Origin of the sequence: Micromonospora humi (assembly GCF_900090105.1) — a bacterium.
Classification (GTDB): domain Bacteria; phylum Actinomycetota; class Actinomycetes; order Mycobacteriales; family Micromonosporaceae; genus Micromonospora; species Micromonospora humi.
The window spans coordinates 168968-192282 of the sequence record NZ_FMDM01000007.1; the positions used below are offsets into that span (position 1 = coordinate 168968).

Sequence of the window (23315 nt, forward strand, 5' to 3'; positions counted from 1 at the left end):
GAGGACCTTGGCATGAGTGCGACCCGGCTGCCCGGCACCCCCCGACTCCTTCGGGCGCTCAACGACCGCGCGGCGCTGGAACTGCTGCTCGAGCGCGGGCCGCTGACCCGGGCCCGCATCGGCGAGCTGACCGGGCTGTCCAAGGTGACCGCCTCCCAGCTCGTCGAGCGGCTGGAGGAACGCGGCCTGGTCGCCCGGGTCGGCGAGCAGGCCGGCGGGCGGGGCCCGAACGCCCAGCTCTACGCGGTGCGCCCGAGCAGCGCGTACGTGGTCGGCGTGGACGTCGGCGCGGAGCGGGTGGTGGCCGCCTGCGCCGACATCACCGGCGCGGTCCTCGGCCGGGTCGAACAGTCCACCCGGGACACCGACGACCCGGTGGGCGTGGTGCACAACGCGGTGGTGCGGGCCGCCAGCAGCGCCGGGGCGGAGCTGTCCGCGGTCCGGCGCGTCGTGCTGGGCACGCCCGGCCTGGTCGACCCGCAGACCGGCGACATCACGTTCGCGTTCAACCTGCCGCGTTGGCACAGCGGCCTGCTCGCCGCGCTCCGCGAGGACCTGGACACCCCGGTCGTCTTCGAGAACGACGTGAACCTGGCCGCGGTGGCCGAGGCGCAGTCGGGCGCGGCCCGGGACACCGCCGACTTCGTGCTGGTCTGGGTGGACGCGGGCGTCGGCCTGGCCATCGTGCTGGGCGGCCGGCTGCACCACGGCAGCAGCGGCGCGGCCGGCGAGATCGGCTACCTGCCGGTGCCCGGGGTGCCCATCCCGCGCGACGTGTCCCGGCGCGCCAAGCCGGCGTTCCAGCAGCTCGCCGGCGCCGACGCGGTCCGCGCGGTGGCCGCGGAGCACGGATTCGCGACGCCGGACTCGGCCGAGCAGGGCGTCGCGGCGGCCCGGGCGGCCGAGGCGGTCGGTGCGGCCATCGCCGCCGGCGACGCCGGCGGCCCGGTGCTCGACGAGTTGGCCCGGCGGCTGGCTCTCGGTGTGGCGAGCACCTGCGTGGTGCTCGACCCGCCGCTGGTGGTGCTCGCCGGCGCGGTCGGCCGGGCCGGCGGGGCCGCGCTGGCCGAACGGGTGCAGCAGGAGGTCGCCGCGATCACGCTGGTCCGGCCGCGGGTGGTGAGCACCGGGCTGACCGAGGAGCCGATCCTGCGCGGCGCGCTGCGCACCGCGCTCGACGCGGTCCGCGACGAGGTGTTCGGCTCGACGGTCGGCTGAGTGCCCTGTCCACCCGGTCGCCATGTGAAGGAATTCTTCACCCTGTCGAACAGGACTGCAAGGAGTTGCCGGCGTGGCCCGCTCGCCCGGGCCGCGCCGGCACGCTCAGATCAGGTCACGCCGACGGAACACCGCGAACGCGGCCGCCACCAGCGCGCCGGTCAGCGCGACCAGGACCACCAGCCCCGACGGCCAGCCGAGCGTGTAGGAACCGTCACAGAACCCGGAGATCCCGGCGCCGCAGGCGCTGTCGTCCCAGAACCGCACCTCGCCGGCGAGCCACGCCCCCAGATAGCTGGAGAGCATGAACCGGTCCGGCCGGGCGACCTGGAGGATCTGGAACACCAGCCGCGCGCCCAGCTCCCACACCACCACGTACGCGGCCACCGTGCCCAGCGCCGCCGAGGTGTGCCGGCCCAGCGTGGCCATGGCGAACCCGAGCGCCGCGGCGAGCAGCACGAGCACCAGCCCGCGTACCCAGACCGCGCCGAGCGACGCCCAGAACTCGCCGCCCATCCGGCCGGTCAGGCCGGACGCCTGACCGATCAACCAGAACGCGCCCAGATAGGCCACCGACGCCAGCGCGGAGAGCCCGAGCACGCCGCCCAGCAACGTGCCGAGCTTCGCGGCGAACACGGTCGGCCGGCGCGGCCGCCACAGCAGCAGGTTGACCACCCCGCCCGAGTTCAGGTCCGCCCCGATGTAGGAGGCGCCGACCAGGAACCCGAACAGCGCCAGGAACGCGATCAGGAAGTAGAGCAGCGGCTCGGCCTCCTTCGCGAAGACGAAGACGCCGCTCAGATAGTCGGACGCGGTCGGCAACTGCTCCGACCGGGCCGGGTCGATCTGGGCGCAGTCACGCGGCACGTAGTCGTTCTCGTCCGGGGTGACCGTCCCCGCCTTGATCTGCACGCAGCGGTCGTGCGCCAGCTCCAGTCGCTGGACCTCCTGCGCGGCCTGCGACTGGGCCCGGCTCAGCTCGACCGCGCTGGGCCGGTGTGAACCACCGAGCGTGGTCACCACCGTCACCGCGAAGGCGACCGCCAGCAACACCACCATGAGCTGCACGAAGCGCCGGGCGGCCAACCGCTCCAGCTCGGCACGGACCAGGTTCACGCGTCCACCTCCCGGCCGTCGGAGACGTCCAGATCGATCACTCCGTCGTGTGCCGGCGCGCCGTCCACCTGGCGCGGCACCGCCACCGGCCCGTGGCCGCCGGTCAACTCCAGGAAGACGCTCTCCAGGTCGGGCCGGAGCGGGATCAGCTCACGCACCCACAGGCCCTGCTCGCCGAGCGTGCGGCTGATCGTCTCGGGATTCTCCACCCCGGTCACCACCAGGTGCTCGGCCTGCCCGGTCACCGACAGGCCGGCGCGGCCCAGCAACTGCGCGGCCCGCTCCGGCTCGGCCACCCGGACCTGCCACTGGTGCTGGTCGAAGCCGGCCAACACCTCGTCCACCCGCCCGTACGCGACCCGCCGGCCGCGGCTGACGATCGTCACGTGGTCGCAGATCAGCTGGATCTCGGCGAGGATGTGGCTGGAGAGCAGCACGGTCACCCCGGACGCGGCGAGCGACCGGGTCAGGTCCCGCATCTCCCGGATGCCGGCCGGGTCGAGCCCGTTCGCCGGCTCGTCGAGGATCAGCAGCTCCGGATTCTTCAACAGGGCCGAGGCCACCGCCAGCCGCTGCTTCATGCCCAACGAGTAACCCTTGACCCGCTCCTCGCCCCGCTCCCGCAGGCCGACCTGCTCCAGCACCTCGTCCACCCGGCCGGTGGGCACGCCGCCGGCCACGGCCAGCAGGCGCAGCGTCCGGTGGGCGGTGAAGTTGCCGAAGAACTGCGGGCTCTCCACGATCGCGCCGACCCGCCCGGCGACCTCGGGCAGCCGCTCCGGGGAATCCGCGCCCAGCACCCTCATCCGGCCGGAGTCGGCGCGCACCAGCCCGAGCAGGGCCCGCAGCGTGGTCGTCTTACCCGAGCCGTTCGGCCCGAGGAAGCCGTGCACCTGACCCGCCTCGACCAGCATGTCGAAACCGTCGACGGCGACGCGGCGCCCCTGACGCAGGGTGTGGAACGTCTTGCGGAGACCGGCGATCTCGATGACCGCGCTCATCCGCCCGCCTCCCGGCAGCGGTCGGGCATCTGACGTCCTTCCGAAGCGGTGACCAACGACACGGCGCCCCACCCTATGGCCGCGACGCCGCCCGTGGGGGGCGACGGGCCGGTGCGTGGTTGGATGGGGCGGTGACTGGTGACCTGATCCCCGGCGCCGCCGGCGCTCCCGCCCCCTCGACCGTGGACGCGGATCTGGTGGTCAGCCTCGACGGGGTCGGCGTCACGCGCTCCGGCACCGCGCTGGTGCGCGACGTCGACTGGCGGGTCGAGCTGGACGAACGGTGGGTGCTGCTCGGCCCGAACGGCGCCGGCAAGACCACCCTGCTCAACCTGGCCGCCGGCCGGCTGCACCCGAGCCACGGCGTCGCCCACGTGCTCGGCGAGCGCATCGGCCGCACCGACGTCAACGAGCTGCGGACCCGGATCGGCCTCTCCACCGCCACCCTCGCCGAGCGGATCCCCGCCGAGGAGCGCGTCACCGACGTGGTGGTCACCGCCGCCTGGTCGGTGGTCGGCCGCTGGCGGGAGAGCTACGACCGCACCGACGAGGCACGTGCCGCCGCGCTGCTCGGCCAGCTCGGCGTGGGCCACCTGGCCGACCGCGCGTACGGCACGCTCTCCGAGGGCGAGCGCAAGCGGGTGCAGATCGCGCGTGCCCTGATGACCGACCCGGAGCTGCTGCTGCTCGACGAGCCCGCCGCCGGGCTCGACCTGGGCGGGCGGGAGGACCTGGTCGCCCGGCTCGCCGAGCTGGCGTACGACCCGGACGCACCGGCCATGGTGCTGGTCACCCACCACGTGGAGGAGATCCCGCCCGGCTTCACCCACGCGTTGCTGCTGCGGGAGGGTGGCGTGGTGGCACAGGGTCTGCTCGCCGACGTGCTCACCGCCGACAACCTGTCCAAGACCTTCGGCCTGCCGCTGCTCGTCTCCCGCGCCGGCGACCGTTGGACCGCCCGCGCCGCCTGAGCCGACGGGACGCCCACCGTGCCGCAGACCCGAGTCGCCGTCGTCGGCAGCGCCAACATGGACCTGGTCGGGACCGCCACCGCGCTGCCCCGGCCGGGTGAGACGGTGCTCGGCACCGACTTCGTCATGCTCCCCGGCGGCAAGGGCGCCAACCAGGCCGTCGCCGCGGTCCGCGCCGGCGCGTCCTGCGTCTTCCTCGGCGCGATCGGGTCGGACGCGTTCGGCGTCACCCTCCGGGCCCGGATCACCGCCGCCGGCGTGGACACCGCCCACCTCCGGGTGGCGTACGGCCCGTCGGGCGTCGCCCTGATCATGGTCGGTGGCGCGGGGGAGAACGCCATCCTGGTCACCCCCGGCGCGAACGAGGCGTTCACCGGCCTGACCGAGGACGAGCTGGCCGCCGTACGCGAGGCGGACGTGCTGGTCGCGCAGCTGGAGGTGCCGGTCGAGACGGTGACCGAGGCGGCGCTGGCGGCCCGGTCGGCGGGCACCCGGGTGGTGCTCAACGCGGCGCCGGCGCGGTCGCTGCCGGCCGAGCTGCTGGCCGCGACCGACCTGCTGGTGGTCAACGAGCCGGAGGCACAGGCGCTGACCGGCCGTGGCCGGGACGAGCCGGCGGCGCTGCTCGACCTGGTGCCCCGCGCGGTGCTGACGCTCGGCGGCGACGGCGCCTGGTACGTCGACCGGGACCGGGCGCCGATGCACGTGCCCGCCGTGCCGGTGGACGTGGTCGACTCCACCGCGGCCGGGGACGCCTTCACCGCCGCGCTCGCCGTGGCCTGGGGTGAGGGGCGGGACCTGGCCGACGCGGTGCGCTGGGCCTCGGCGGCCGGGGCGGCCTGCGTCCGCAGGCTCGGCGCCTCGGTGGCGCTGCCGCACCGCGCCGAGATCGACGCGCTGTTCGCCCGGGGTTGAGCCGACCCTCGCTGTTAACAGGGGGCCCCGCCTCTACCGAATGCGTTAAGAGGGGGCCCCGCCTTACACCCCTTCGGCGCGCTCGCCGCGGCGGCGCAGCATGCCGAGGCCGGGGATGCCGGCCACCGCGAGCTTGAGGTCGCGGGTGACGTCCAGCAGGTCGTGCAGGTCCGGGCCGACCCGGTCCAGCGTGGCCAGGATCGGCAGCACGTCCGAGGTGAGGTGCTCCTTCAGCTTCGGCAGCTCGTCGACCAGCCGGATCGCGGCGGTCACCTCCTCCGGGCTGAGCTGCTCGACGAAGCGGGCCGCCATCGGCGCGGCCCGGCGCAGCGTCGCCTCGTACGCCGCCAGCAGCTCGGTCGCCGTGCCGGCCGCCACCTCGGCGGTGGCCACCGTGCCGGCGGCCCGCACCGCCACCGTGTCCGCCTCGGCGACCACGCCGGCCGCCGCCCGGGCCACCCGGTCGGCCTCGCCGACCACCGTGCCGGCGGCGGCGGAGACCCGTTCCGCCTCGCCGACCACCACCGCGGCCGCGGCGGCCACCTCGGTCGCGGTGTCGATCGCGGTGGTGGCGGCGGCGCTGATCACACCCACCTCGCGTACCGCGGTCTCCGCGTCGGTGAGCACCCGGTCGGTGCGGTCGAGCGTGCCCTCGATCCGGTCGACCACCCCGTTGATCCGCCGGACCAGCGCCTCCACCTCGTCGAGCACGGCGAAGGCGCGGGCGGGCACGGCGGCGAGCGCGGTGGCCGAACCGAACGCCTGGTCCAGGGCGGAACGGGTGAGGCCGACGACGGCGCCGGGCCGGGGAAGTGGGATCGCCATGCCCACCAGTGTGCGTCGTGCCGGCCAGCCGTGCCCGGCGGCGCACGTCCCGCCGGGCCTCCCGCGACACGGGCGCGCCGCGTAGGGTGCCGGCATGTCCGCCCCCGGCCCGGCCCCGCGGCGACTCCTCGCGTTCGGCGCGGTCGCCCTGCTCGTCGCCGTGCTCGGCGCCCTGCTGCTGGTCCGCGCGGACGCCGGCCTGGACACCCGGCGGGCGACCGTCGCCGGGGTGCCGCTCACCGAGGTACGCCACGCCGGGCAGAGCGGCGAGCTCCGACCAGGGGTGGTGATCGCGCACGGGTTCGCCGGCTCCGCCCGGCTGATGCGTCCGCTGGCCGACTCGGTGGCCCGGCACGGCGCGGTCGCGGTGCTGCTCGACTTCGCCGGGCACGGCGCGAACCCCGCCCGGCTGCCCGGGGCCGGCCGGGACGACGAGCGGGCCCGGGCGGTCCTCTCGCACGACCTGGACGTGGCGCTGGCCTGGCTGCGGAGCCGGCCCGGCGTCGACCCGGACCGGATCGTGCTGGTCGGGCACTCGATGGGCGCCGGCGCGGTCACCCGCTACGCGGTGGCCCACCCGGAGATCGCCCGGACGGTGGCCGTCTCCCTGCCCGACGCGGGCGACGTGCCGGCCGGCTGGGCCGGGAACCTGACGCTCGTGGTGGGCGGGCTGGAGTTCCCCGACTTCCGGCGGGCTGCCGAGGAGGCGGCGCGCGGCGGGCCACCGGGGGCGCGGGAGCGGGTGGTGGCGCCGGGCACCGAACACATCTCGGTGCTGTTCGCGCCGCGTACCCACGACGCGGTGGTCGCCGCCCTCCCGGGCCGGCCCGGCGGTCCGGCGCCGGCCCCGCTGACCCGCCCGGCCGCCACGGCACTGCTGCTGCTCGGGCTGGGGCTCGGCTTCGTGCCGCTGGCCGGGCTGCTGCTCCGCCGCCGGCCGGATCCGTCGACCGCCGCGACGCCGGGCGGCCCGGCGGTCAGGACGGCGGGCGGGCCCGCGGACCCGACCGGCGGGTAGCGTCCCCGGCCTGGGCGGTGGCTCGCGGTGGCGATGCCGGCGGCCGGGCTCGGCGCGGCGCTGGCCGCCCCACTGCCGACCGCCCGGCTGCCGCTCGCGGTCGGCGGACACGTCGCCGTGTTCCTCCTGCTCACCGGCGTGCTGCTGGCCGGCGCGCACCTGTTGTTCCGGCCGGGTCGACCACCGGCCGGCGACACCGTCGGGCCGTTGCGCGCCGCCGTGCCGGCGGTGGTGCTCCTCGGGTACGCGGCAGCGGCCGTCGCGCTGCCGCTGCACCTCGGGTTCACCTCGGCCGCGCCGGTCGGGGCCCGCTGGTGGCTGCTGCCCCTGGTGGCACTCTGCTGCCTGGCCTTCCTGCTCGGCGCCGAACTGGTCGCCGAGGGCCGGGGCGGGCGCTACGCGGCGATCGGCGGGATCGCCGTGGTGGTGCTGGCCGGGGCTGCGGTGACCGGCCTGGCGCCCGGGTTCGTGCTGCTGGTGGTGCCGCTCTTCGCGGCGCTGGTGGCCTGGCAGGCGGCCTGGGCCGGGGTGCTGCGCCGGCGGGGCGCGCCGTGGTGGCTGCCGGCGGCCGTCGGCGCGGTGCTGCTCGCCTGGCCGGTCGCCACCACGTTGCCGCTGACCTGAGCCGGGGCGGGCGCCTCGCCCCGGCCCGTGGCCTCAGCGCACGCCCTCGAAGACCACCTGCGGGTCGGTGCGGGCCGGGTCGCCCCAGACCGCGTCGTCGTAGGCGGTGTCGCCGGCCAGGTGCCGCAGGAACCACTCGGTGAGTAGCCGGCGGGTGAGCTGGAGCTGGGCGGGGCGGCTGATCGAGCCGCTGTCGCAGAAGAGCGAGCCGCTGTCCATGAAGCCGCAGTGCGAACCGCCCCTGATCGTCCGGAGCTGCTTGACCGGGGGCTTGGCGGCGTAGATGGGGCGCTGGTGATCGGCGGGGGGTGCGATGCCGTCCCGGTCCCCGGAGATCAGCTGCACCGGGACGGTGAGGGTGGCGGCGGCCGCGACGGCGGACGGGTTGGTCTCGGCGGCGGCCAGGTTCGCCACCGTCACCACGCGCGGGTTGCGGGCCGCGGCCAGGATGCTGGCCCCGCCGCCCATGGAGTGCCCGGACAGGCCCAGCCGGGCGACGTCCACGTGCCCGGCGAACCGGGAACCGCTCGTGGTGTCCTGCGCCACGGTCCAGGTCAGCGCCGCGTTGAGGTCGTCGGCGAAGGCGCTGTGGTTGGGCGACAACCCGCCCTGCGAGGTCGGGGCGACGACGATGAAGCCCCAGGTCGCCAGGTGCGACAGCGTCGAGGAGTACTTCGACACGGACTGCAGGAAGCCGTGGCCGAACGCGATCGTCGGGAACCGCCCGGCGGCGACCGGCTGTCCGTTGCCGGCGGCGGTGGCCGGGTAGGTGATCCGGGCCGAGAAGGAGCGCCCGGCGGCGCTGACGGTGGCGTCGACGTAGCCGGCCGCGTACCGGCCGGGGGCGGACGGGTCGGCCGAGGTCGTGGCGCCGGCCTGGGCCCCGGTCGCCGGCAGCGCCAGGCTGAGCGCCGCCGCGACCGCGACGGTGAGTCTCCGCAACATGTCACCCTCCTGCTGATCGATGGACATGAACGTCCACTCAGGAGAGCAAAGACGGGCGTCCGGGGTAACAACCCGATTGGTCCATCGCGGGGGCGTTATGACCTGGCGACCCGCAGCGCCCACCAGATCAGCGGGGCCTGCATCGGCACCCGGCCGTAGGCGATCGCCCGCTTCACCGGCCGGCGCCGGCGCCAGTCCCAGGCCATCTGCGCGTTCGCCGGCAGCACGGCGGCGAACAGCGCCGCCGCGGCGAGGCCACCGGACCGGCGGGTCGCCGGACGCGCCACCGCCGCGGCCACGGCCAGCTCGGCCACCCCGGAGGCGTACGTCCAGAAGCGGGCCGGCCCGGGCAGGACGCGCGGCACGATCGGGTCGTAGAAGCCGGGCCGGACGACGTGGGTGACGCCCGCGGCGGCGAGCAGCCCGGCGAGCGCGACGGCCTCGCCGCGACGGTGGGTCATCGTCGGTCTCCCTGTTGTTCGACGGCGCGTTGCACGGCCCGGTAGATCTGCCCGAACCGTAGCGCGTCGGGCGTGCGGACCAGCATCGTCTCCCGCCCGTGCACCTGCACCCACAGCTCATGCACCCGGTTGCCGCGCTCGTAGGAGCGGTCCAGCCAGCCGAGCGGCACCTCCAGGAACGGGGTGAGCGCCAGCCCGACCACCACGAACGCGGCCACGATGATCAGGGCCAGCTTCCAGTCGCCGCGGTCCTGCGCCGCCCAGGCCAGCGACAGTACGCAGACCAGCGCCACCAGCGGCGGCAGCGACAGCAGCAGGACCAGTACGCCCCGCCCGAGCACCCGGCCCCGTACCGCCGCCGTGGTCCGGCCCCGGGCGTGCCAGACGAAGGTGACGTCGGCGAGCGGGACGACCTGCCCACCGGCGTGGATGGCCTGCGAGGTGACCTGTACCGCGTCGTCCCGGTAATAGAGGGTCATAAATCAGCGTACCCACTCGGCGTGCGCGGGCGGAACCTGTCGGTAGCGTGGCCGGTATGGCGGACTCCGACGAGCGGGCGCGCAACATCGAGGTGGTCCGGCGTTACCTGCGGACCTTCGTCACGAAGGACCTCGCCGAGCTGGCCGAGGTGGTGGACGAGGACGTGGAGATCTACGGTTCCGGCGCGGCGGTGCGCGGCCGCCGCTACCCGGAGGCGGCCGTCTCGTCACCCGGCCTCACCGTGCTCGACCAGCAGATCGTGGAGATCTTCGCGGCCGGTGACCGGGTGGTGGTGTCGGTGGCGCAGACCTACCGGCGGGACGCGACCGGGGCGACCACGGTGCAGAGCGCGTGCAAGATGTACCGCCTGGCCGGCGGCCGGATCGTGCAGTTCTGGGGCGAGCAGGACACCTACGGCCTGCTGCGCGGGCTGGGCCTGCTGCCGGACGAGCCGATCGAGTTCTGAGCCGGCGCGGCGGCGGGCGCCCGCTCCATGGCCCGCTGCACCGCCCGGTAGATCTGGCCGAAGCGCAGCGCGTCGCCGGTGCTCAGCAGCCGCACCGGCCGCCCCTGCCAGGTCGCCCACATCTCCCACTCCCGGCTGCCCCGCACGTAGGAGCGGTCCAGGTGCTCGAAGAGCACGTCGGCGAGCGGCCCGACGGCGAGGCCGACCAGCACCGAGGCGCCGACGATGGCGATGGTGACGGTGAGCGAGCGGTGCAGCCAGACCGCGAGCGCGATGCCCAGCAGCGCGGCCACCAGCGGCCCGGCGAGTGCCGCGCCGATCGCGCCGCGGCCGGCGAGCACCCGCCACGAGCGGCTGCCCCGCCGGTGCCAGACCATGGTCAGCTCGGCCAGCGGCCAGCTGCGGTCGTCGACCCGCAGGGCGGTGGAGGTGACCCGGACCGACCGGTCGTCGTAGTAGGTGGTCATGGCCTCACTCCCGGTGTCCGGCGTCTACCGCACTGTCTACCCCAACGAGGCGGGTCGTAAGGTTGGCACGCGACTTCGACGAGGAAGTGAGGGCAGCGTGGGCGAGTTCGTCAGGCTGGAAGTGAAGGACGGCGTCGGCACCATCCGGTTGGAGCGACCGCCGATGAACGCGCTGAACACGCAGGTCCAGGAGGAGTTGCGCGCCGCCGCGGCGGCGGCCACCGCCGACGCCGAGGTCCGCGCCGTGATCGTGTACGGCGGGGAGAAGGTCTTCGCGGCCGGCGCGGACATCAAGGAGATGGCCGACATGTCCTACGTGGACATGGCGGAGCGGGCCGCCGACCTCTCCAGCGCGCTGGGCGCGATCGCCCGGATCCCCAAGCCGGTCGTCGCCGCGATCACCGGGTACGCGCTCGGCGGCGGCTGTGAGCTGGCGCTGGCCTGCGACTGGCGGATCGTGGCCACCGACGCGAAGCTCGGCCAGCCGGAGATCAAGCTGGGCGTGATCCCGGGCGCCGGCGGCACCCAGCGGTTGGCCCGGCTGGTCGGTCCGGCCCGCGCCAAGGATCTGATCATGACGGGCCGGATGGTGGACGCCGAGGAGGCGCTGCGCATCGGTCTGGCCGACCGGGTGGTTCCGGCCGCCGAGGTCTACGACGCCGCGCTGGCGTACGTGAAGCCGTTCCTGACCGGGCCGGTGCAGGCGCTGCGGGCGGCGAAGGTGGCCGTCGACGCGGGTCTGGACATGGATCTCACCTCCGGCCTGGCCTGGGAGAGCCAGCTCTTCGCGGCGCTGTTCGCCACCGACGACCGGCGCGAGGGCATGGCCGCGTTCGTGGAGAAGCGCAAGCCGGGCTTCACCGGGCGCTGACGCGAGGGCTGTTCACATCTCGTCTACCGGCCAGTAGCGTGTGACTCCGGTCGCGCGACGAAGGGGAGTGGCATGACGGAACACGTCGAGGGGCACGGCGGCGAGCTGGCGCTGGCGGCGCTGCGCGCGCACGGCGTACGGGAGATGTTCACGCTCTCCGGCGGGCACGTCTTCCCGCTCTACGACGCCGCGCACAAGGCCGGTTTTCCGCTCTACGACGTGCGGCACGAGCAGTCCGCCGTGTTCGCCGCCGAGGCGGTGGCCAAGCTCCAGCGCCGCCCCGGCCTGGCCGTGCTCACCGCCGGCCCCGGCGTCACCAACGGCGTCTCCGGGCTGACCAGCGCGTTCTTCAACGCCTCGCCGGTGCTGGTGATGGGCGGGCGGGCCCCGCAGTTCCGCTGGGGCTCGGGCAGCCTCCAGGAGATGGACCACCTGCCGCTGGTCGCGCCGGTGACCAAGCACGCCGAGACGGTGTTCAGCGCCGACGACATCCCACGGGCGGTCTCCGCGGCGCTGACCACCGCGCTCACCCCGCACCGCGGCCCGGTCTTCCTGGACTTCCCCCTCGAGGCGGTCTTCTCCGTCGGCGACGCCGACCTCCCGGCGGTCGCCGCCCCGGCGCCGATCGAGCCCGACCCGGACGAGGTGGCGAAGGCGGCCGGCCTGATCGCCGGCGCGTCCCGGCCGGTGATCATCGCCGGCTCCGACGTGTACGCCGGGGACGCGGTCGACGCGCTGCGCGCCGCCGCCGAGTCCCTCCAGGTGCCGGTGTTCACCAACGGGATGGGCCGGGGCGCGCTGCCGCCGACGCACCCGCTGTCGTTCGCCAAGGCCCGCCGGGTCGGGCTCAAGGGCGCCGACGTGGTGGTGGTGGTCGGCACGCCGCTCGACTTCCGGCTCTCCTTCGGCGACTTCGGCGACGCGACAGTCGTGCACGTGGTGGACGCGCCCAGCCAGCGCGCCGGGCACGTGCAGCCGGCCGCCGCGCCCGCCGGCGACCTGCGCCTGATCCTCGGGGCGTTCGCCGAGCACCGCGGCGACCGGGCTGACCACGCCGACTGGATCGCCGAGCTGCGCACCGCCGAGGACGCCGCGAAGGCCCGCGACGCCGAGGAGATGGGCGCCGAGACCGACCCGATCCGGCCGGCCCGGGTCTACGGCGAGCTGCGCAGGGTGCTCGCCCCGGACGCCATCACCATCGGCGACGGCGGCGACTTCGTCTCGTACGCCGGGAAGTACCTCGAACCGGCCCAGCCCGGCACCTGGCTCGACCCCGGCCCGTACGGCTGCCTCGGCACCGGCATGGGCTACGCGATGGGCGCCCGGGTCAGCCACCCGGACCGGCAGATCTGCGTGCTGATGGGCGACGGCGCGGCCGGCTTCTCGCTGATGGACGTGGAGTCGCTGGCCCGGCAGAACCTGCCGGTGGTGATCGTGGTCGGCAACAACGGCATCTGGGGGCTGGAGAAGCACCCGATGCGCGCCATGTACGGCTACGACGTGGCCGCCGACCTCCAGCCCGGGCTGCGCTACGACCGGGTGGTCGAGGCGCTCGGCGGCGCGGGCGAGACGGTGGAGAAGGCCGCCGACCTCGGCCCGGCGCTCGGCCGCGCGTTCGACGCCGGCGTGCCGTACCTGGTCAACGTGCTGACCGACCCGACCGACGCGTACCCCCGGTCGTCGAACCTGGCCTGACCGCGACGCCGCACGGCCGCTCGCCCGGGTGACCGGCGGCGGCCGTCGCGGCGCTCAGACCTCCGGGCGGTCCCGGTCGTCGGGTCGGTCGCGCAGCTCCTCCTCGCGGCGGCGCAGGTCGTCCTCCCAGCGCTGGAGGCGCTCCCGGTCCTCGTCGCGGGAGCGCTTGTCGAGCGAGGCGAGGAAGTCCGGGTCGTCGTCCGGCGCGACCGGGCGGCGGGCCGGTGCGGCGGGCCCGCCGGACGCGGCGACGCCGCCCGGCCCCGTGGCGCGCTCCCGCCCGGCCACGAACCAGGCGATCGAGCCGACCAGCGGGAAGAAGAGGATGACCAGCACCCAGACCAGCCGGGGCAGCACCTTGACCTGCTCGTCCTCGGCGGAGAGGCAGCTGATCAGCGCGCAGACGGCGAGCACGACCTGGACCAGGAACAGCAGTACGTAGAGGCGGGCCATGCCCCATGATGGCGCACCGGGCGTGCCTAGTGCACCCTCCCGAGCACGTGCGCCACACCGAGCAGGGCCAGGGCGGTCGCGCCGAGCGCGGTGAGCGGCATCGCGGCCCGCCCGAGCCGGCGCGGGCCGGCCCCGGTGGCGCGCCGCCAGGCGGCGGCGAGCACGACCAGCCAGACCACGACCGCTAGCCCCGCCAGCACCGCGTCGACGACGCGACCGGTGAACGCCGGCCGGAGCTGGAGCAGCAGCACCACGGTCAGGGTGAGCAGGGTGCGCCGCCAGGCCAGGCGGGTGCGTTCCGCGGGCAGCCCGGAGTCGGCGTTCACCGCGGACCTCGCGGCGTGGTCACCCGGCACCCCGGAGCAGCACGGCGCCCACCAGCAGCAGCGCGCCGACCGCGACGATCAGCGCCAGCACCGCCGGGAAGCGGGACGCCGGCAGTTCCTCGCCCAGCCGGATCGCGCGTTCGGTGCGGGCCCAGTGGTCCACCGCCCGGATCGACACGGTGGCGCCGAGCAGCAGCAGCCCGACGGCGAGCGCCTCGCGCAGATGGGCCAGGGGCAGCGGGGGCAGGAACTGCGCGGCGGCCAGCCCGCCCGCGACCAGCGCCAACCCGGTCCGCAGCCAGGCCAGGAACGTCCGTTCGTTGGCCAGCGAGAACCGGTAGTCCGGCGGGGTGCCGACGGAGCGTACGTCGCGCTGGTCGAACCAGTGCCTGATCGACTCCCTCACGGCGCCGATTATCCGCTTGGCTGCCGGCCTAGCCTGGGGGGATGACCGATCTTGACGCGCGTGCCCTGCGCGAGGCCTACGACAGCCAGATCCGCCCGGAGCTGCCGAACCCGGTGCCGGCCGGGGTGACCATCGAGCGGGACGGCCCGCTGTTCCGGGTGCTCGGCCTGGACCAGCGCGGCTTCCTCACCTACCGCACGCTGGACGGCCTGGCCGGCGCCGAGCTGGACGCGCTGATCGCCCGGCAGGTCGAGGTCTTCCGGGCCCGGGGCGAGGCGGTCGAGTGGAAGCTCGCCGGCCACGACGAGCCGGCCGACCTGGGCGACCGGTTGCGCGCCGCCGGCTTCGTCCCGGAGGACCAGGAGACCGTCGTGGTCGGCCCGGTGGCGCCGCTGGCCGCCGCCGTCCCGGTGCTCCCCGAGGGGGTACGCCTGCGTGAGGTCTCCAGCCGGGCCGACCTGGAGCGGATCGCCGCCATGGAGGAGGAGGTCTGGCACGACGACCGGAGTCACCTGGTGACCGGGCTGGCCCGCGAGATCGAGGCCGATCCCCAGTCCATCGTGATCGTGGTCGCCGAGGCCGGTGGGACGGTGGTCAGCGCCGGCTGGGTCCGCTTCGAGGGCGACACCGGCTTCGTCAGCCTCTGGGGCGGGTCGACGCTGCCGCAGTGGCGGAAGAAGGGGATCTACCGGGCGTTGGTGGGCCACCGGGCGCGGCTGGCGCAGCAGCGCGGCAAGACGTTGGTGCAGGTGGACTGCTCGCCGGACAGCCGGCCCATCCTGGAGCGGCTCGGTCTCGTTGCGGTCACCACCACCACGCCCTACGTCTACACTCCGTGATCATGGACCGGTTGACGGCGGACGAGCAGCTCACCCTCAAGACCGGCGCGTTCGGGGCGGTCTTCCTGGTCTCCAACGCGGTGCCGGGGGTGCTCGGCATGGTGCGGGAGAGCATCGCCGCGTCCGGGGCGCTGGCCGACGCCGGCGGCGTGGTCAAGGAGGCGCTCACCACCGGCCCGCTGCCGCAGCTGCCGCGCGACTCCGCGTTGGAGATCGAGTCGGTGGTGCTGCCGGCGCTGGGCCGGGCGGTGCAGATCCTGCGGGCCAAGTCGCCGGGGGACGTCGAGGCGTACCGGTCGGTGGTGCTGGCGGCGGCGGACCGGGTGGCGCAGGCGCACCGGGGGATGGAGCCGGCCGAGGCGGCGGCGATCGACAAGATCCGGGTGGCCCTGGCCGAGGCGGCCTGAGCGCCGCCGGGCTACGGTGAGTTGCGTCACTCCGGGCCCACGGGGAGTCGATGCTACTTGCGGGTAACATTGGCCCGTGGGCAAGTGCACAGCGTCCCGCGGTTGACCGAGCGTTAAGTCACGCGGGAGGCTGCGCCCGTGACCGGGCGAGTGATCGCTACACCAAACAGGAGGGTCGTCGAAGCGCGATGAACATCGTCGTACTCGTCAAGCAGGTGCCCGATTCGGGCGCGGACCGCAACCTGCGTCCTGACGACAACACCGTCGACCGCGGCTCGGCGAACAACGTCATCAACGAGATGGACGAGTACGCCATCGAAGAGGCGTTGAAGATCAAGGAAGCGCACGGCGGCGAGGTCACCATCCTGACCATGGGTCCGGACCGGGCGACCGAGTCGATCCGCAAGGCGCTCTCCATGGGGCCGGACAAGGCCGTCCACGTCGTCGACGACGCGCTGCACGGCTCCTGTGCGGTGGCCACCTCCAAGGTCCTCGCGGCCGCCCTCGGGCAGCTCAACGCCGACCTGGTCATCTGCGGCGCCGAGTCCACCGACGGTCGGGTGCAGGTCATGCCGCACATGATCGCCGAGCGGCTGGGCGTGGCCGCGCTGACCGGCGCGCGCAAGCTCACCGTGGACGGCGCGACCCTCACCGCCGAGCGGCAGACCGAGGAGGGCTACGAGGTGGTCACCGCCTCGACCCCGGCCGTGGTCTCCGTCTGGGACACCATCAACGAGCCGCGCTACCCGTCCTTCAAGGGCATCATGGCCGCGAAGAAGAAGCCGGTGCAGACGCTCTCCCTGGGCGACCTGGGCGTGGCCCCGACCGAGGTGGGCGTCGACGGCGCCACCAGCGCGGTGCTGGAGCACACCAAGCGTCCGCCGCGCTCCGGCGGCGAGAAGATCACCGACGAGGGCGAGGGCGGCGTCAAGCTGGTCGAGTTCCTCGCCACCGAGAAGTTCGTGTGAGAGGTCTGGACATGTCTGAGGTTCTCGTCGTCGTCGAAGCCACCCGGGAATTCGGCGTCAAGAAGGTCACCCTGGAGATGCTCACCCTCGCCCGCGAGCTGGGCACCGTCAGCGCGGTCGTGCTCGGCGGCGCCGGCGCCGCCGAGGCGCTCGGCGCCAAGCTGGGCGAGTACGGCGCGGAGAAGATCTACGCCGCCGAGGGCGAGGAGATCGACGGCTACCTGGTGGCCCCGAAGGCCACCGTCGTCGCCGAGCTGGTCAAGCGGGTGCAGCCGGCCGCCGTGCTGCTCGCCTCCTCGCAGGAGGGCAAGGAGATCGCCGCCCGCCTGGCGGTCAAGCTGGACAACGGCATCCTGACCGACGTGGTCGGCCTGGCCGCCGACGGCACCGCCACCCAGGTCGCGTTCGCCGGTTCCACCATCGTCAAGTCCAAGGTCACCAAGGGCCTGCCGCTGGTCACCGTCCGGCCGAACTCGCTCAACCCGAGCCCGGCGGCGGCCACCCCGGCCGTCGAGCAGCTCACCGTGTCGGTCACCGACGCGGACAAGCTGGCCAAGGTCGTCGAGCGGGTCGCCGAGCAGAAGGGCTCCCGCCCCGAGCTGACCGAGGCCTCGATCGTCGTCTCCGGCGGCCGCGGTGTCGGCAACGCCGACAACTTCAAGCTGGTCGAGGAGCTGGCCGACCTGCTCGGCGGGGCGGTCGGCGCGTCCCGCGCGGCGGTCGACTCCGGCTTCTACCCGCACCAGTTCCAGGTCGGTCAGACCGGCAAGACGGTCTCCCCGCAGCTCTACGTCGCGCTCGGCATCTCCGGCGCGATCCAGCACCGGGCCGGCATGCAGACCTCGAAGACCATCGTCGCGGTGAACAAGGACGGCGAGGCGCCGATCTTCGAGCTGGCCGACTACGGCGTGGTCGGCGACCTGTTCAAGATCGTCCCGCAGGCCGCCGAGGAGATCCGCAAGCGCAAGTGACGAGCGGTCGCGGAAAAAGGCCGCCGCCCGGTGATCCGGGCGGCGGCCTCTCCACGTGGGAGCTGATCGGCGGGCCGGGGAGCTGAGCCGGCCCGCCGATCAGCCCGTCAGGGTGCCCCTCAGCAAACTGTCGCCGGAGTGGGCGGGCTTGTTGTCGTACTGCTCGGCGCTGACGTCGACGACGGAGAAGGTGCTCAGGTCCACGTTGCGGGGGATCGGCAGCAACGCGTCCCCCGATCCGTTGCTCAACGTGCCCACCGAGAACATCTCCATCGTCTTCGGGTCGATCAGCCAGACCTCGTAGTACCCCGGAACGCTCGGGAGATTCGCCACATGCAGATGCAGTTGGTTGTCACCGAGCACCCGGGCGTCGCCCGAGGCGTCCTTCGGGGTCGAACCGAACGCGGCCAGCGGCGCGCTGGCCAGCACCGTCGGCTGTGGTGCGGACTCGTCCCCGCCGGTGCCGAGCACCACGGCGGTGCCCACCACCCCGATGATCGCGGCGGCGGTCGCGGTGACCGCGGTGCTCGCCCAGCGGGGCCACCGGCGGCCGCGGCGCGGACGGGTCGCGACGGCCGGCTCACCGACCACGTCGCCGTCGCGCGGTGGCCGGCGACCGTTCAACGTGGGCAGTTCCTCGGCGGCCCGGACCTCGGCGACGATGCCCTGCCAGAGGTGCTCCGGCGGATCGGGCAGCTCGGTCAGGCCCTGGGTGCCGGCGCCGAGCCCGGCGACGTGCTGAAGCGTCTCCAGCTCGCCCCGGCAGTGTGCGCAGGTGTCGAGGTGGGTGGATTCCCCGTCGGCCGCCTCGCTCTCACCGAGCGCCAGAAAGACCAGCCGGTCGTGGTCCAGGTGCTGCACCGTCCACCTCCCATCTGCGTTTCAGGCTCTGCATGCCGCGTCGGATGTGGCTCTTGACCGTGCCGAGCGGCACACCTGTCACGGCCGAGATCTGTTGGTGTGTCAGGTCGTCGTAGAACGCCAGCTCCAGCATCCGCCGTTGCTCGTCGGGCAGCCGGGCCAGCTCGTCGGCGACCACCAGCCGGTCGACCACGGTGTCGGGGTCGGGGCCGGTGTCCACCGGCTCGGGCAGTTGCTTGACCGTCTCGACCACCCGGTTCTCCCGGGCGGAGGCCCGGATCCGGTCGACCACCTTGCGCCGCCCGATCCCGAGCAGCCAGCCGATCAGTGAGCCCTTCGTCGGGTCGAACGTCTCCCGACCGAGCCAGGCGGCGACGAACGTCGCCTGGGTCACGTCCTCCGCGTCGCTCCGGTTCGCCAGCGTCGAGGCGGCCAGGTGCAGCACCGCGCGGCCGAACCGGTCGTACGCCTCTCGCAGGGCGACCTCGTCGCCGGCTCGGAACCGCATCGCCAGATCGTCGTCTTTCGGCGGCTCGGGTCCCTGCCTCGCCGCCGTCACCGGGCGGCTCGCCATCCGTGGGGCATGCCGAACTGTAACTCCCACCGCCCCCGCCCCACTCTCCCGGTGTGTGCCGTGCAACGCCCGTCACCTCCTCTTCGTCGCCGGAGGGCCGGCCGGATGCGTCCGGCGACGGAAAAAGAAAACGGATCCGGAGCGCATCCGGCGGCGTCCGGGCCGGCGTAACCCGTTCTGCAAGCCAGGCCTGACGAATCAGCACCAATCACCAGGAGGCAGACAATGCAGCTCGCCATGTTCCGTCGGGTCGCCGCGGGCGGCGCGGTGGCCGCCCTCACCTTCGCCGGCGTCGGCGCCGCCACCATGAGCCCGGCCTACGCCGCCTCGTCGAAGGTCTCCGTGGTCCACGGCATCCCGGACACCCCGGTCGACGTCTACGTCAACGGCAAGAAGACGTTGAACAACTTCAAGCCCGGCGACGTGGCCGGCCCGCTCACCCTCCCCGAGGGCGAGTACGACATCGCGCTGACCAAGCCCGGTGAGGCGATCGACAAGGCGATCCTCAAGGTCGACGACGCCGAGGTGCCGGGTGGGGCGAACATCAGCCTCGCCGCCCACCTGAGCGCCGACGGCAAGCCGCAGATCACCCCGTTCGTCAACGACGTGTCCAAGGTGGGTGCCGGCAAGGCCCGGCTGATCGTGCGGCACACCGCCGCCGCGCCGGCCGTCGACGTGCGGGCCGGTGGCAAGCCGGTCTTCGAGGGCCTGACCAACCCGAAGGAGGCCAAGGCGGACGTGGCCGCCGGCACCGTGAAGGCGGACGTGGTGCTCGCCGGCACCGACACCGTCGCGATCGGCCCGGCCGACCTGAACCTGAAGGAAGGCACCGCCACCATCGTCTACGCGATCGGCTCCGCCGACGCCAAGAACCTGGACCTGGTCGCGCAGACCATCAGCGGTCTGCACTCGGCGCCGGGCGGCGTGCCCAGCGGCACCGGCGGCCAGGCCGGCACCGGCGTGGACACCTGGTGGTACGTGCTGGCCGGTGCCGGCGTGCTGCTGCTGGTCGGCGGCGGGGCGCGGGCGGCCACCGCCCGGGCCGGTCGCCGGTGACGGTGCGCAACCGCGGGGCGCTGGCGGCGATGACCGCCGGCGCCGCCGCGCTCACCGTGGCGGCGCTGGTGGCGTGCGGATCCCAGCCCGCGGAGGACGTCGGCGGCGACGAGGCGGCGGCGCTGGCCAGTGCCACCCCCAGCGCGACGCCGGCGGCGACCACGACCGGGGACGCGTCGGTGCCGGTGAACGCCGGCACACTGCCGGCGGACGCCACGATCGTGCCACCGGTACGGCTGAGCATCCCGCCGATCAAGGTCACCGCCTCGGTCGACCCGGTCGGCATCAACGACCGCACCAACGAGTTCGAGGTGCCGCCCAGCGTGGACCAGGTCGGCTGGTACCGCTACGGGCCGGGCCTGGAGGCCGGTGCCGGCTCGGTGGTGATCGCCGGGCACGTGGACAGCGCCGAGCAGGGCAAGGGGGCGTTCTTCCGGCTCCGTGAGTTGGGTCGGGGGGACACCCTGACCGCCACCGGCTCGGACGGCATGGAACGCCGCTACCGGGTGGTGGCCCGGGAGGAGTACACCAAGACCAAGATCCCGCTGGAGCGGTACTTCGCCCGCGACGGCAAGCCGCGCCTGACCTTGATCACCTGCGGCGGGCCGTTCGACCCGAAGACCCGGCACTACCGGGACAACATCGTGGTCACCGCGGTTCCCGCGTGAGGTGCTCGACCGCCCGTCCCGCCCCGGTGCGGGACGGGCGGTCCGGCCAGCGGTGGGCAGTCCTGCGGCCGTTAGGCTGAACGGTGATGGCATACCTGGATCACGCGGCGACGACCCCGATGCTGGACGAGGCACTCGAGGCGTACGTCGCCACCGCCCGCGAGGTGGGCAACGCGTCGTCGCTGCACGCGGCGGGTCGCCGTGCCCGGCGTCGGGTGGAGGAGTCCCGCGAGCGGGTGGCCGCCGCGCTCGGCGCCCGCCCGTCCGAAGTGATCTTCACCGGCGGCGGCACGGAGAGCGACAACCTCGCCGTGAAGGGCATCTTCTGGGCCCGCCGCGACGCCCGGGCCGAGCGGGTCCGGGTGGTCTCCAGCGCGGTCGAGCACCACGCCGTGCTGGACTCGGTGGACTGGCTGGTCGAGCACGAGGGCGCGCAGGTCGGCTGGCTGCCGGTCGACGAGACCGGCCGGCTCGACCCGGAGCTGCTCCGCGCCGAGCTGGCCGGAGACGGCGACCGGGTGGCGGTGGTGACCGCGATGTGGGCCAACAACGAGGTCGGCACCGTCCAGCCGGTGGCCGAGCTGGCGGCGGTCGCCGCCGAGCACGGGGTGCCGTTCCACACCGACGCGATCCAGGCGGTCGGCCAGGTGCCCGTCGACTTCGCCGCGAGCGGGGTGTCCGCGCTCACCGTGACCGGCCACAAGCTCGGCGGGCCGACCGGCGTGGGGGCGCTGCTGCTGGCCCGCGACGTCGCCGCGACGCCGCTGCTGCACGGCGGCGGCCAGGAGCGCGACGTCCGCTCCGGCACGCTGGACACCGCCGGCATCGTCGCGTTCGCGGTGGCCGTCGAGGCCGCGGTGAAGGGCCAGCAGGAGTACGCGGCCCGCGTCGCCGCGCTCCGCGACGAACTGGTCGAGCGCGTCCGGCGGGCGGTGCCCGAGGTGGTCTTCAACGGCGACCCGGCGGACCGGCTCCCCGGCAACGCGCACTTCTCCTTTCCCGGCTGCGAGGGGGACGCGCTGCTGCTGCTCCTGGACGCGCAGGGCATCGCCTGCTCGACCGGGTCGGCCTGTTCGGCGGGTGTGGCCCAGCCCTCGCACGTGCTGATGGCGATGGGCGCGGACGACGACCGGGCCCGCTCCTCGCTGCGCTTCACGCTCGGGCACACCAGCACCGGCGCGGACGTCGACGCGCTCATCGCCGCGCTGCCGGCCGCCGTGGAGCGGGCCCGGCGCGCGGCCGCCCTCCGTACTCCCCGCTGAGCCGGATACCCTCGGTGTCGAGGACGAGGGGAGTCGGCTGGTGAGGGTTCTGGCGGCGATGTCGGGCGGGGTGGACTCCGCCGTCGCGGCGGCGCGGGCGGTGGAGGCCGGGCACGACGTGACCGGGGTGCACCTGGCGCTGGCGCGCAACCCGCAGACCTACCGCACCGGCGCCCGGGGCTGCTGCACGCTCGAGGACTCCCGCGACGCCCGGCGCGCCGCCGACGTGCTGGGCATCCCGTTCTACGTGTGGGACATGGCGGACCGGTTCCACGACGACGTGGTCGACGACTTCGTCGCCGAGTACGCCGCCGGGCGTACCCCGAACCCGTGCCTGCGCTGCAACGAGAAGATCAAGTTCACCGCGGTGCTGGACCGCGCGGTCGCCCTGGGCTTCGACGCGGTGGTGACCGGCCACCACGCCCGGCTCGGCCCCGACGGCCTGTTGCGGCGCAGCGTCGACCCGGCCAAGGACCAGTCGTACGTGCTGGCGGTGCTGACCCGCGCCCAGCTCGACCGGTCGATCTTCCCGCTCGGTGACTCCACCAAGGCCGAGGTGCGCGCGGAGGCCGCCCGGCGCGGCCTGGCGGTGGCCGACAAGCCGGACTCGCACGACATCTGCTTCATCGCCGACGGCGACACCCGGGGTTTCCTGGCCGAGCGGCTCGGCGAGGCGCCGGGTGAGGTGGTGGACGCGCTCACCGGCGCGGTCGTGGGCAACCACAGCGGCGCCTACCAGTACACCGTCGGGCAGCGGCGCGGGCTGCACCTGGACCGTCCCGCGGCGGACGGCCGGCCCCGCTACGTGCTCTCCATCACGCCGAAGACCAACACCGTGACGGTCGGTCCGGCCGAGGCGCTGGAGGTCTCCTCGGTGCGGGCGACCCGCCCGGTCTGGACCGGCGGGCCGCGACCGGACGGGCCGATCGAGTGCGAGGTCCAGCTGCGGGCGCACGGCGACGTGGTGCCGGCCGCCGTCGCGGTGGACGCCGACGCGCTGCACGCCGCGCTGCGCCGCCCGCTGCGCGGCGTCGCCGCCGGTCAGGCGATCGTGGCGTACCGGCCGGACCCGGCCGGCGACGTGGTCCTCGGCTCCGCCACCATCACCGCCTGACGCTCCGCCGCGTGCCCGCGCCGCTTCGTGCCCGCGCCTAAGGGTTCCGCTACCGGAGGTGCTCGGGGCCGATCTGCCGAAACGGCGGAGACGGACCCCGCCCGCGAGTGCCTACAAACTTGATGGCGCGGATGACTCACCCGACGAACGACGGTCGCACCTCCGTCGCCGTGAACCCGCGCCTGGACCGTTTCCCGCCGAGTCATCCACGCCATCAAGTTTGTAGGCACTTGGTGGGTCGATGCCGCTGCCTCCACGGTGTCGGTCATCCGCCCAAACCTCGCGCTGCCCGCGCTGCCCGCGCTGCCCGCGCTGCCCGCGCAGACGTTGCCGCCCG

At 74.4% G+C, this 23315-nt stretch carries 28 protein-coding genes; 16 read left to right on the forward strand and 12 right to left on the reverse strand.

What is annotated here, in order from left to right:
* Positions 1 to 12: 12 nt before the first annotated feature.
* Positions 13 to 1218 (forward strand): ROK family transcriptional regulator, encoded by a 1206-nt coding sequence (locus GA0070213_RS15755; RefSeq protein ID WP_091063738.1) that lies wholly within the window; start codon positions 13 to 15, stop codon positions 1216 to 1218.
* 105 nt (positions 1219 to 1323) lie between these two features.
* On the opposite strand, the gene GA0070213_RS15760 is transcribed toward GA0070213_RS15755, so the two are convergent.
* Entirely contained in the window at positions 1324 to 2334 is a 1011-nt protein-coding gene (locus GA0070213_RS15760) for an ABC transporter permease subunit (protein ID WP_091063741.1), read from the reverse strand.
* Positions 2331 to 3335 (reverse strand): ATP-binding cassette domain-containing protein, encoded by a 1005-nt coding sequence (locus tag GA0070213_RS15765; RefSeq protein ID WP_091063744.1) that lies wholly within the window; start codon positions 3333 to 3335, stop codon positions 2331 to 2333. Before GA0070213_RS15765 ends, GA0070213_RS15760 begins: the two co-directional genes overlap by 4 nt.
* 131 nt (positions 3336 to 3466) lie before the next feature.
* Between GA0070213_RS15765 and GA0070213_RS15770 the strand changes: the two genes are divergently transcribed.
* Positions 3467 to 4306 carry an ABC transporter ATP-binding protein gene (locus GA0070213_RS15770; RefSeq protein ID WP_091063748.1) on the forward strand — a complete coding sequence of 280 codons (840 nt, stop codon included), beginning with the start codon at positions 3467 to 3469 and terminating at the stop codon, positions 4304 to 4306.
* An 18-nt stretch (positions 4307 to 4324) separates the two neighbouring features.
* Entirely contained in the window at positions 4325 to 5221 is an 897-nt protein-coding gene (locus GA0070213_RS15775) for a ribokinase (RefSeq protein WP_091063751.1), read from the forward strand.
* A 63-nt stretch (positions 5222 to 5284) separates the two neighbouring features.
* On the opposite strand, the gene GA0070213_RS15780 is transcribed toward GA0070213_RS15775, so the two are convergent.
* Positions 5285 to 6046: a hypothetical protein gene (locus GA0070213_RS15780; protein WP_091063754.1), complete on the reverse strand. Its 762-nt coding sequence runs from the start codon at positions 6044 to 6046 to the stop codon at positions 5285 to 5287.
* Positions 6047 to 6140: 94 nt separating this feature from the next.
* Between GA0070213_RS15780 and GA0070213_RS32205 the strand changes: the two genes are divergently transcribed.
* The gene (locus tag GA0070213_RS32205) at positions 6141 to 7064 is read left to right on the forward strand and encodes an alpha/beta fold hydrolase (RefSeq protein ID WP_245716413.1); all 924 of its coding nucleotides are present in this window, start codon (positions 6141 to 6143) and stop codon (positions 7062 to 7064) included.
* 27 nt (positions 7065 to 7091) lie between these two features.
* The gene (locus tag GA0070213_RS32210) at positions 7092 to 7688 is read left to right on the forward strand and encodes a hypothetical protein (protein WP_245716414.1); all 597 of its coding nucleotides are present in this window, start codon (positions 7092 to 7094) and stop codon (positions 7686 to 7688) included.
* A gap of 33 nt (positions 7689 to 7721) precedes the next feature.
* On the opposite strand, the gene GA0070213_RS15790 is transcribed toward GA0070213_RS32210, so the two are convergent.
* The 3 genes from GA0070213_RS15790 to GA0070213_RS15800 all read right to left on the reverse strand — a co-directional run bounded on the left by GA0070213_RS15790 (position 7722) and on the right by GA0070213_RS15800 (position 9573).
* Positions 7722 to 8633 (reverse strand): alpha/beta hydrolase family protein, encoded by a 912-nt coding sequence (locus tag GA0070213_RS15790; protein ID WP_091064430.1) that lies wholly within the window; start codon positions 8631 to 8633, stop codon positions 7722 to 7724.
* A 95-nt stretch (positions 8634 to 8728) separates the two neighbouring features.
* Positions 8729 to 9094 (reverse strand): DoxX family protein, encoded by a 366-nt coding sequence (locus tag GA0070213_RS15795; protein WP_091063757.1) that lies wholly within the window; start codon positions 9092 to 9094, stop codon positions 8729 to 8731.
* A complete protein-coding gene (locus tag GA0070213_RS15800; protein WP_091063759.1) occupies positions 9091 to 9573 on the reverse strand; it encodes a DUF6232 family protein in 483 nt (160 codons plus the stop codon). The genes GA0070213_RS15795 and GA0070213_RS15800 overlap by 4 nt, the downstream gene beginning before the upstream one ends.
* Positions 9574 to 9629: 56 nt before the next feature.
* Here GA0070213_RS15800 and GA0070213_RS15805 point away from each other — a divergent pair, with 56 nt between their 5' ends.
* On the forward strand, positions 9630 to 10040 hold the full coding sequence (locus tag GA0070213_RS15805) for a nuclear transport factor 2 family protein (RefSeq protein ID WP_091063763.1): 411 nt from the start codon (positions 9630 to 9632) through the stop codon (positions 10038 to 10040).
* On the opposite strand, the gene GA0070213_RS15810 is transcribed toward GA0070213_RS15805, so the two are convergent.
* Positions 9986 to 10507 (reverse strand): DUF6232 family protein, encoded by a 522-nt coding sequence (locus GA0070213_RS15810; RefSeq protein ID WP_091063767.1) that lies wholly within the window; start codon positions 10505 to 10507, stop codon positions 9986 to 9988. The two genes, GA0070213_RS15805 and GA0070213_RS15810, sit on opposite strands and share 55 nt — an antisense overlap.
* A 97-nt stretch (positions 10508 to 10604) precedes the next feature.
* Between GA0070213_RS15810 and GA0070213_RS15815 the strand changes: the two genes are divergently transcribed.
* Positions 10605 to 11378, forward strand: a complete 774-nt coding sequence (locus GA0070213_RS15815) for an enoyl-CoA hydratase-related protein (RefSeq protein ID WP_091063770.1) — start codon at positions 10605 to 10607, stop codon at positions 11376 to 11378.
* Positions 11379 to 11450: 72 nt separating this feature from the next.
* Entirely contained in the window at positions 11451 to 13073 is a 1623-nt protein-coding gene (locus GA0070213_RS15820; RefSeq protein ID WP_091063773.1) for an acetolactate synthase, read from the forward strand.
* Between the two features lie 54 nt (positions 13074 to 13127).
* Here GA0070213_RS15820 and GA0070213_RS15825 read toward each other — a convergent pair whose 3' ends face one another.
* From GA0070213_RS15825 to GA0070213_RS15835, 3 genes are read right to left on the reverse strand one after another with little or no spacing between them, the layout of a single operon-like run.
* Positions 13128 to 13526, reverse strand: a complete 399-nt coding sequence (locus GA0070213_RS15825) for a PLD nuclease N-terminal domain-containing protein (RefSeq protein WP_091063777.1) — start codon at positions 13524 to 13526, stop codon at positions 13128 to 13130.
* 26 nt (positions 13527 to 13552) lie between these two features.
* Positions 13553 to 13852, reverse strand: a complete 300-nt coding sequence (locus tag GA0070213_RS15830; RefSeq protein ID WP_091064435.1) for a DUF202 domain-containing protein — start codon at positions 13850 to 13852, stop codon at positions 13553 to 13555.
* A 19-nt stretch (positions 13853 to 13871) separates the two neighbouring features.
* Positions 13872 to 14258 (reverse strand): YidH family protein, encoded by a 387-nt coding sequence (locus tag GA0070213_RS15835; RefSeq protein WP_091063780.1) that lies wholly within the window; start codon positions 14256 to 14258, stop codon positions 13872 to 13874.
* 41 nt (positions 14259 to 14299) lie between these two features.
* On the opposite strand from GA0070213_RS15835, the gene GA0070213_RS15840 reads away from it, so the two are divergent.
* The 4 genes from GA0070213_RS15840 (at position 14300) to GA0070213_RS15855 (ending at position 17443) form a co-directional block, all read left to right on the forward strand.
* On the forward strand, positions 14300 to 15097 hold the full coding sequence (locus tag GA0070213_RS15840; protein WP_091063784.1) for a GNAT family N-acetyltransferase: 798 nt from the start codon (positions 14300 to 14302) through the stop codon (positions 15095 to 15097).
* A gap of 2 nt (positions 15098 to 15099) precedes the next feature.
* Positions 15100 to 15504, forward strand: a complete 405-nt coding sequence (locus tag GA0070213_RS15845) for a hypothetical protein (RefSeq protein ID WP_091063787.1) — start codon at positions 15100 to 15102, stop codon at positions 15502 to 15504.
* 188 nt (positions 15505 to 15692) lie between these two features.
* Positions 15693 to 16472, forward strand: a complete 780-nt coding sequence (locus GA0070213_RS15850; protein ID WP_091063790.1) for an electron transfer flavoprotein subunit beta/FixA family protein — start codon at positions 15693 to 15695, stop codon at positions 16470 to 16472.
* A gap of 11 nt (positions 16473 to 16483) precedes the next feature.
* The gene (locus GA0070213_RS15855; protein WP_091063793.1) at positions 16484 to 17443 is read left to right on the forward strand and encodes an electron transfer flavoprotein subunit alpha/FixB family protein; all 960 of its coding nucleotides are present in this window, start codon (positions 16484 to 16486) and stop codon (positions 17441 to 17443) included.
* 99 nt (positions 17444 to 17542) lie between these two features.
* On the opposite strand, the gene GA0070213_RS15860 is transcribed toward GA0070213_RS15855, so the two are convergent.
* Complete coding sequence (locus tag GA0070213_RS15860; RefSeq protein WP_091063797.1) at positions 17543 to 18304, reverse strand: anti-sigma factor; 762 nt, start codon at positions 18302 to 18304, stop codon at positions 17543 to 17545.
* Positions 18258 to 18863 carry an RNA polymerase sigma factor gene (locus tag GA0070213_RS15865; RefSeq protein ID WP_091063801.1) on the reverse strand — a complete coding sequence of 202 codons (606 nt, stop codon included), beginning with the start codon at positions 18861 to 18863 and terminating at the stop codon, positions 18258 to 18260. Before GA0070213_RS15865 ends, GA0070213_RS15860 begins: the two co-directional genes overlap by 47 nt.
* 240 nt (positions 18864 to 19103) lie before the next feature.
* On the opposite strand from GA0070213_RS15865, the gene GA0070213_RS15870 reads away from it, so the two are divergent.
* The 4 genes from GA0070213_RS15870 (at position 19104) to mnmA (ending at position 22978) form a co-directional block, all read left to right on the forward strand.
* On the forward strand, positions 19104 to 19934 hold the full coding sequence (locus GA0070213_RS15870; RefSeq protein WP_091063805.1) for a DUF4397 domain-containing protein: 831 nt from the start codon (positions 19104 to 19106) through the stop codon (positions 19932 to 19934).
* Positions 19931 to 20602, forward strand: coding sequence for a class F sortase (locus GA0070213_RS15875; protein ID WP_091063808.1), 672 nt, complete (start codon positions 19931 to 19933; stop codon positions 20600 to 20602). The genes GA0070213_RS15870 and GA0070213_RS15875 overlap by 4 nt, the downstream gene beginning before the upstream one ends.
* 86 nt (positions 20603 to 20688) lie before the next feature.
* On the forward strand, positions 20689 to 21864 hold the full coding sequence (locus GA0070213_RS15880) for a cysteine desulfurase family protein (RefSeq protein ID WP_091063812.1): 1176 nt from the start codon (positions 20689 to 20691) through the stop codon (positions 21862 to 21864).
* 40 nt (positions 21865 to 21904) lie between these two features.
* The gene (gene mnmA, locus GA0070213_RS15885) at positions 21905 to 22978 is read left to right on the forward strand and encodes a tRNA 2-thiouridine(34) synthase MnmA (protein WP_091063815.1); all 1074 of its coding nucleotides are present in this window, start codon (positions 21905 to 21907) and stop codon (positions 22976 to 22978) included.
* The last annotated feature ends 337 nt before the right edge of the window (positions 22979 to 23315 follow it).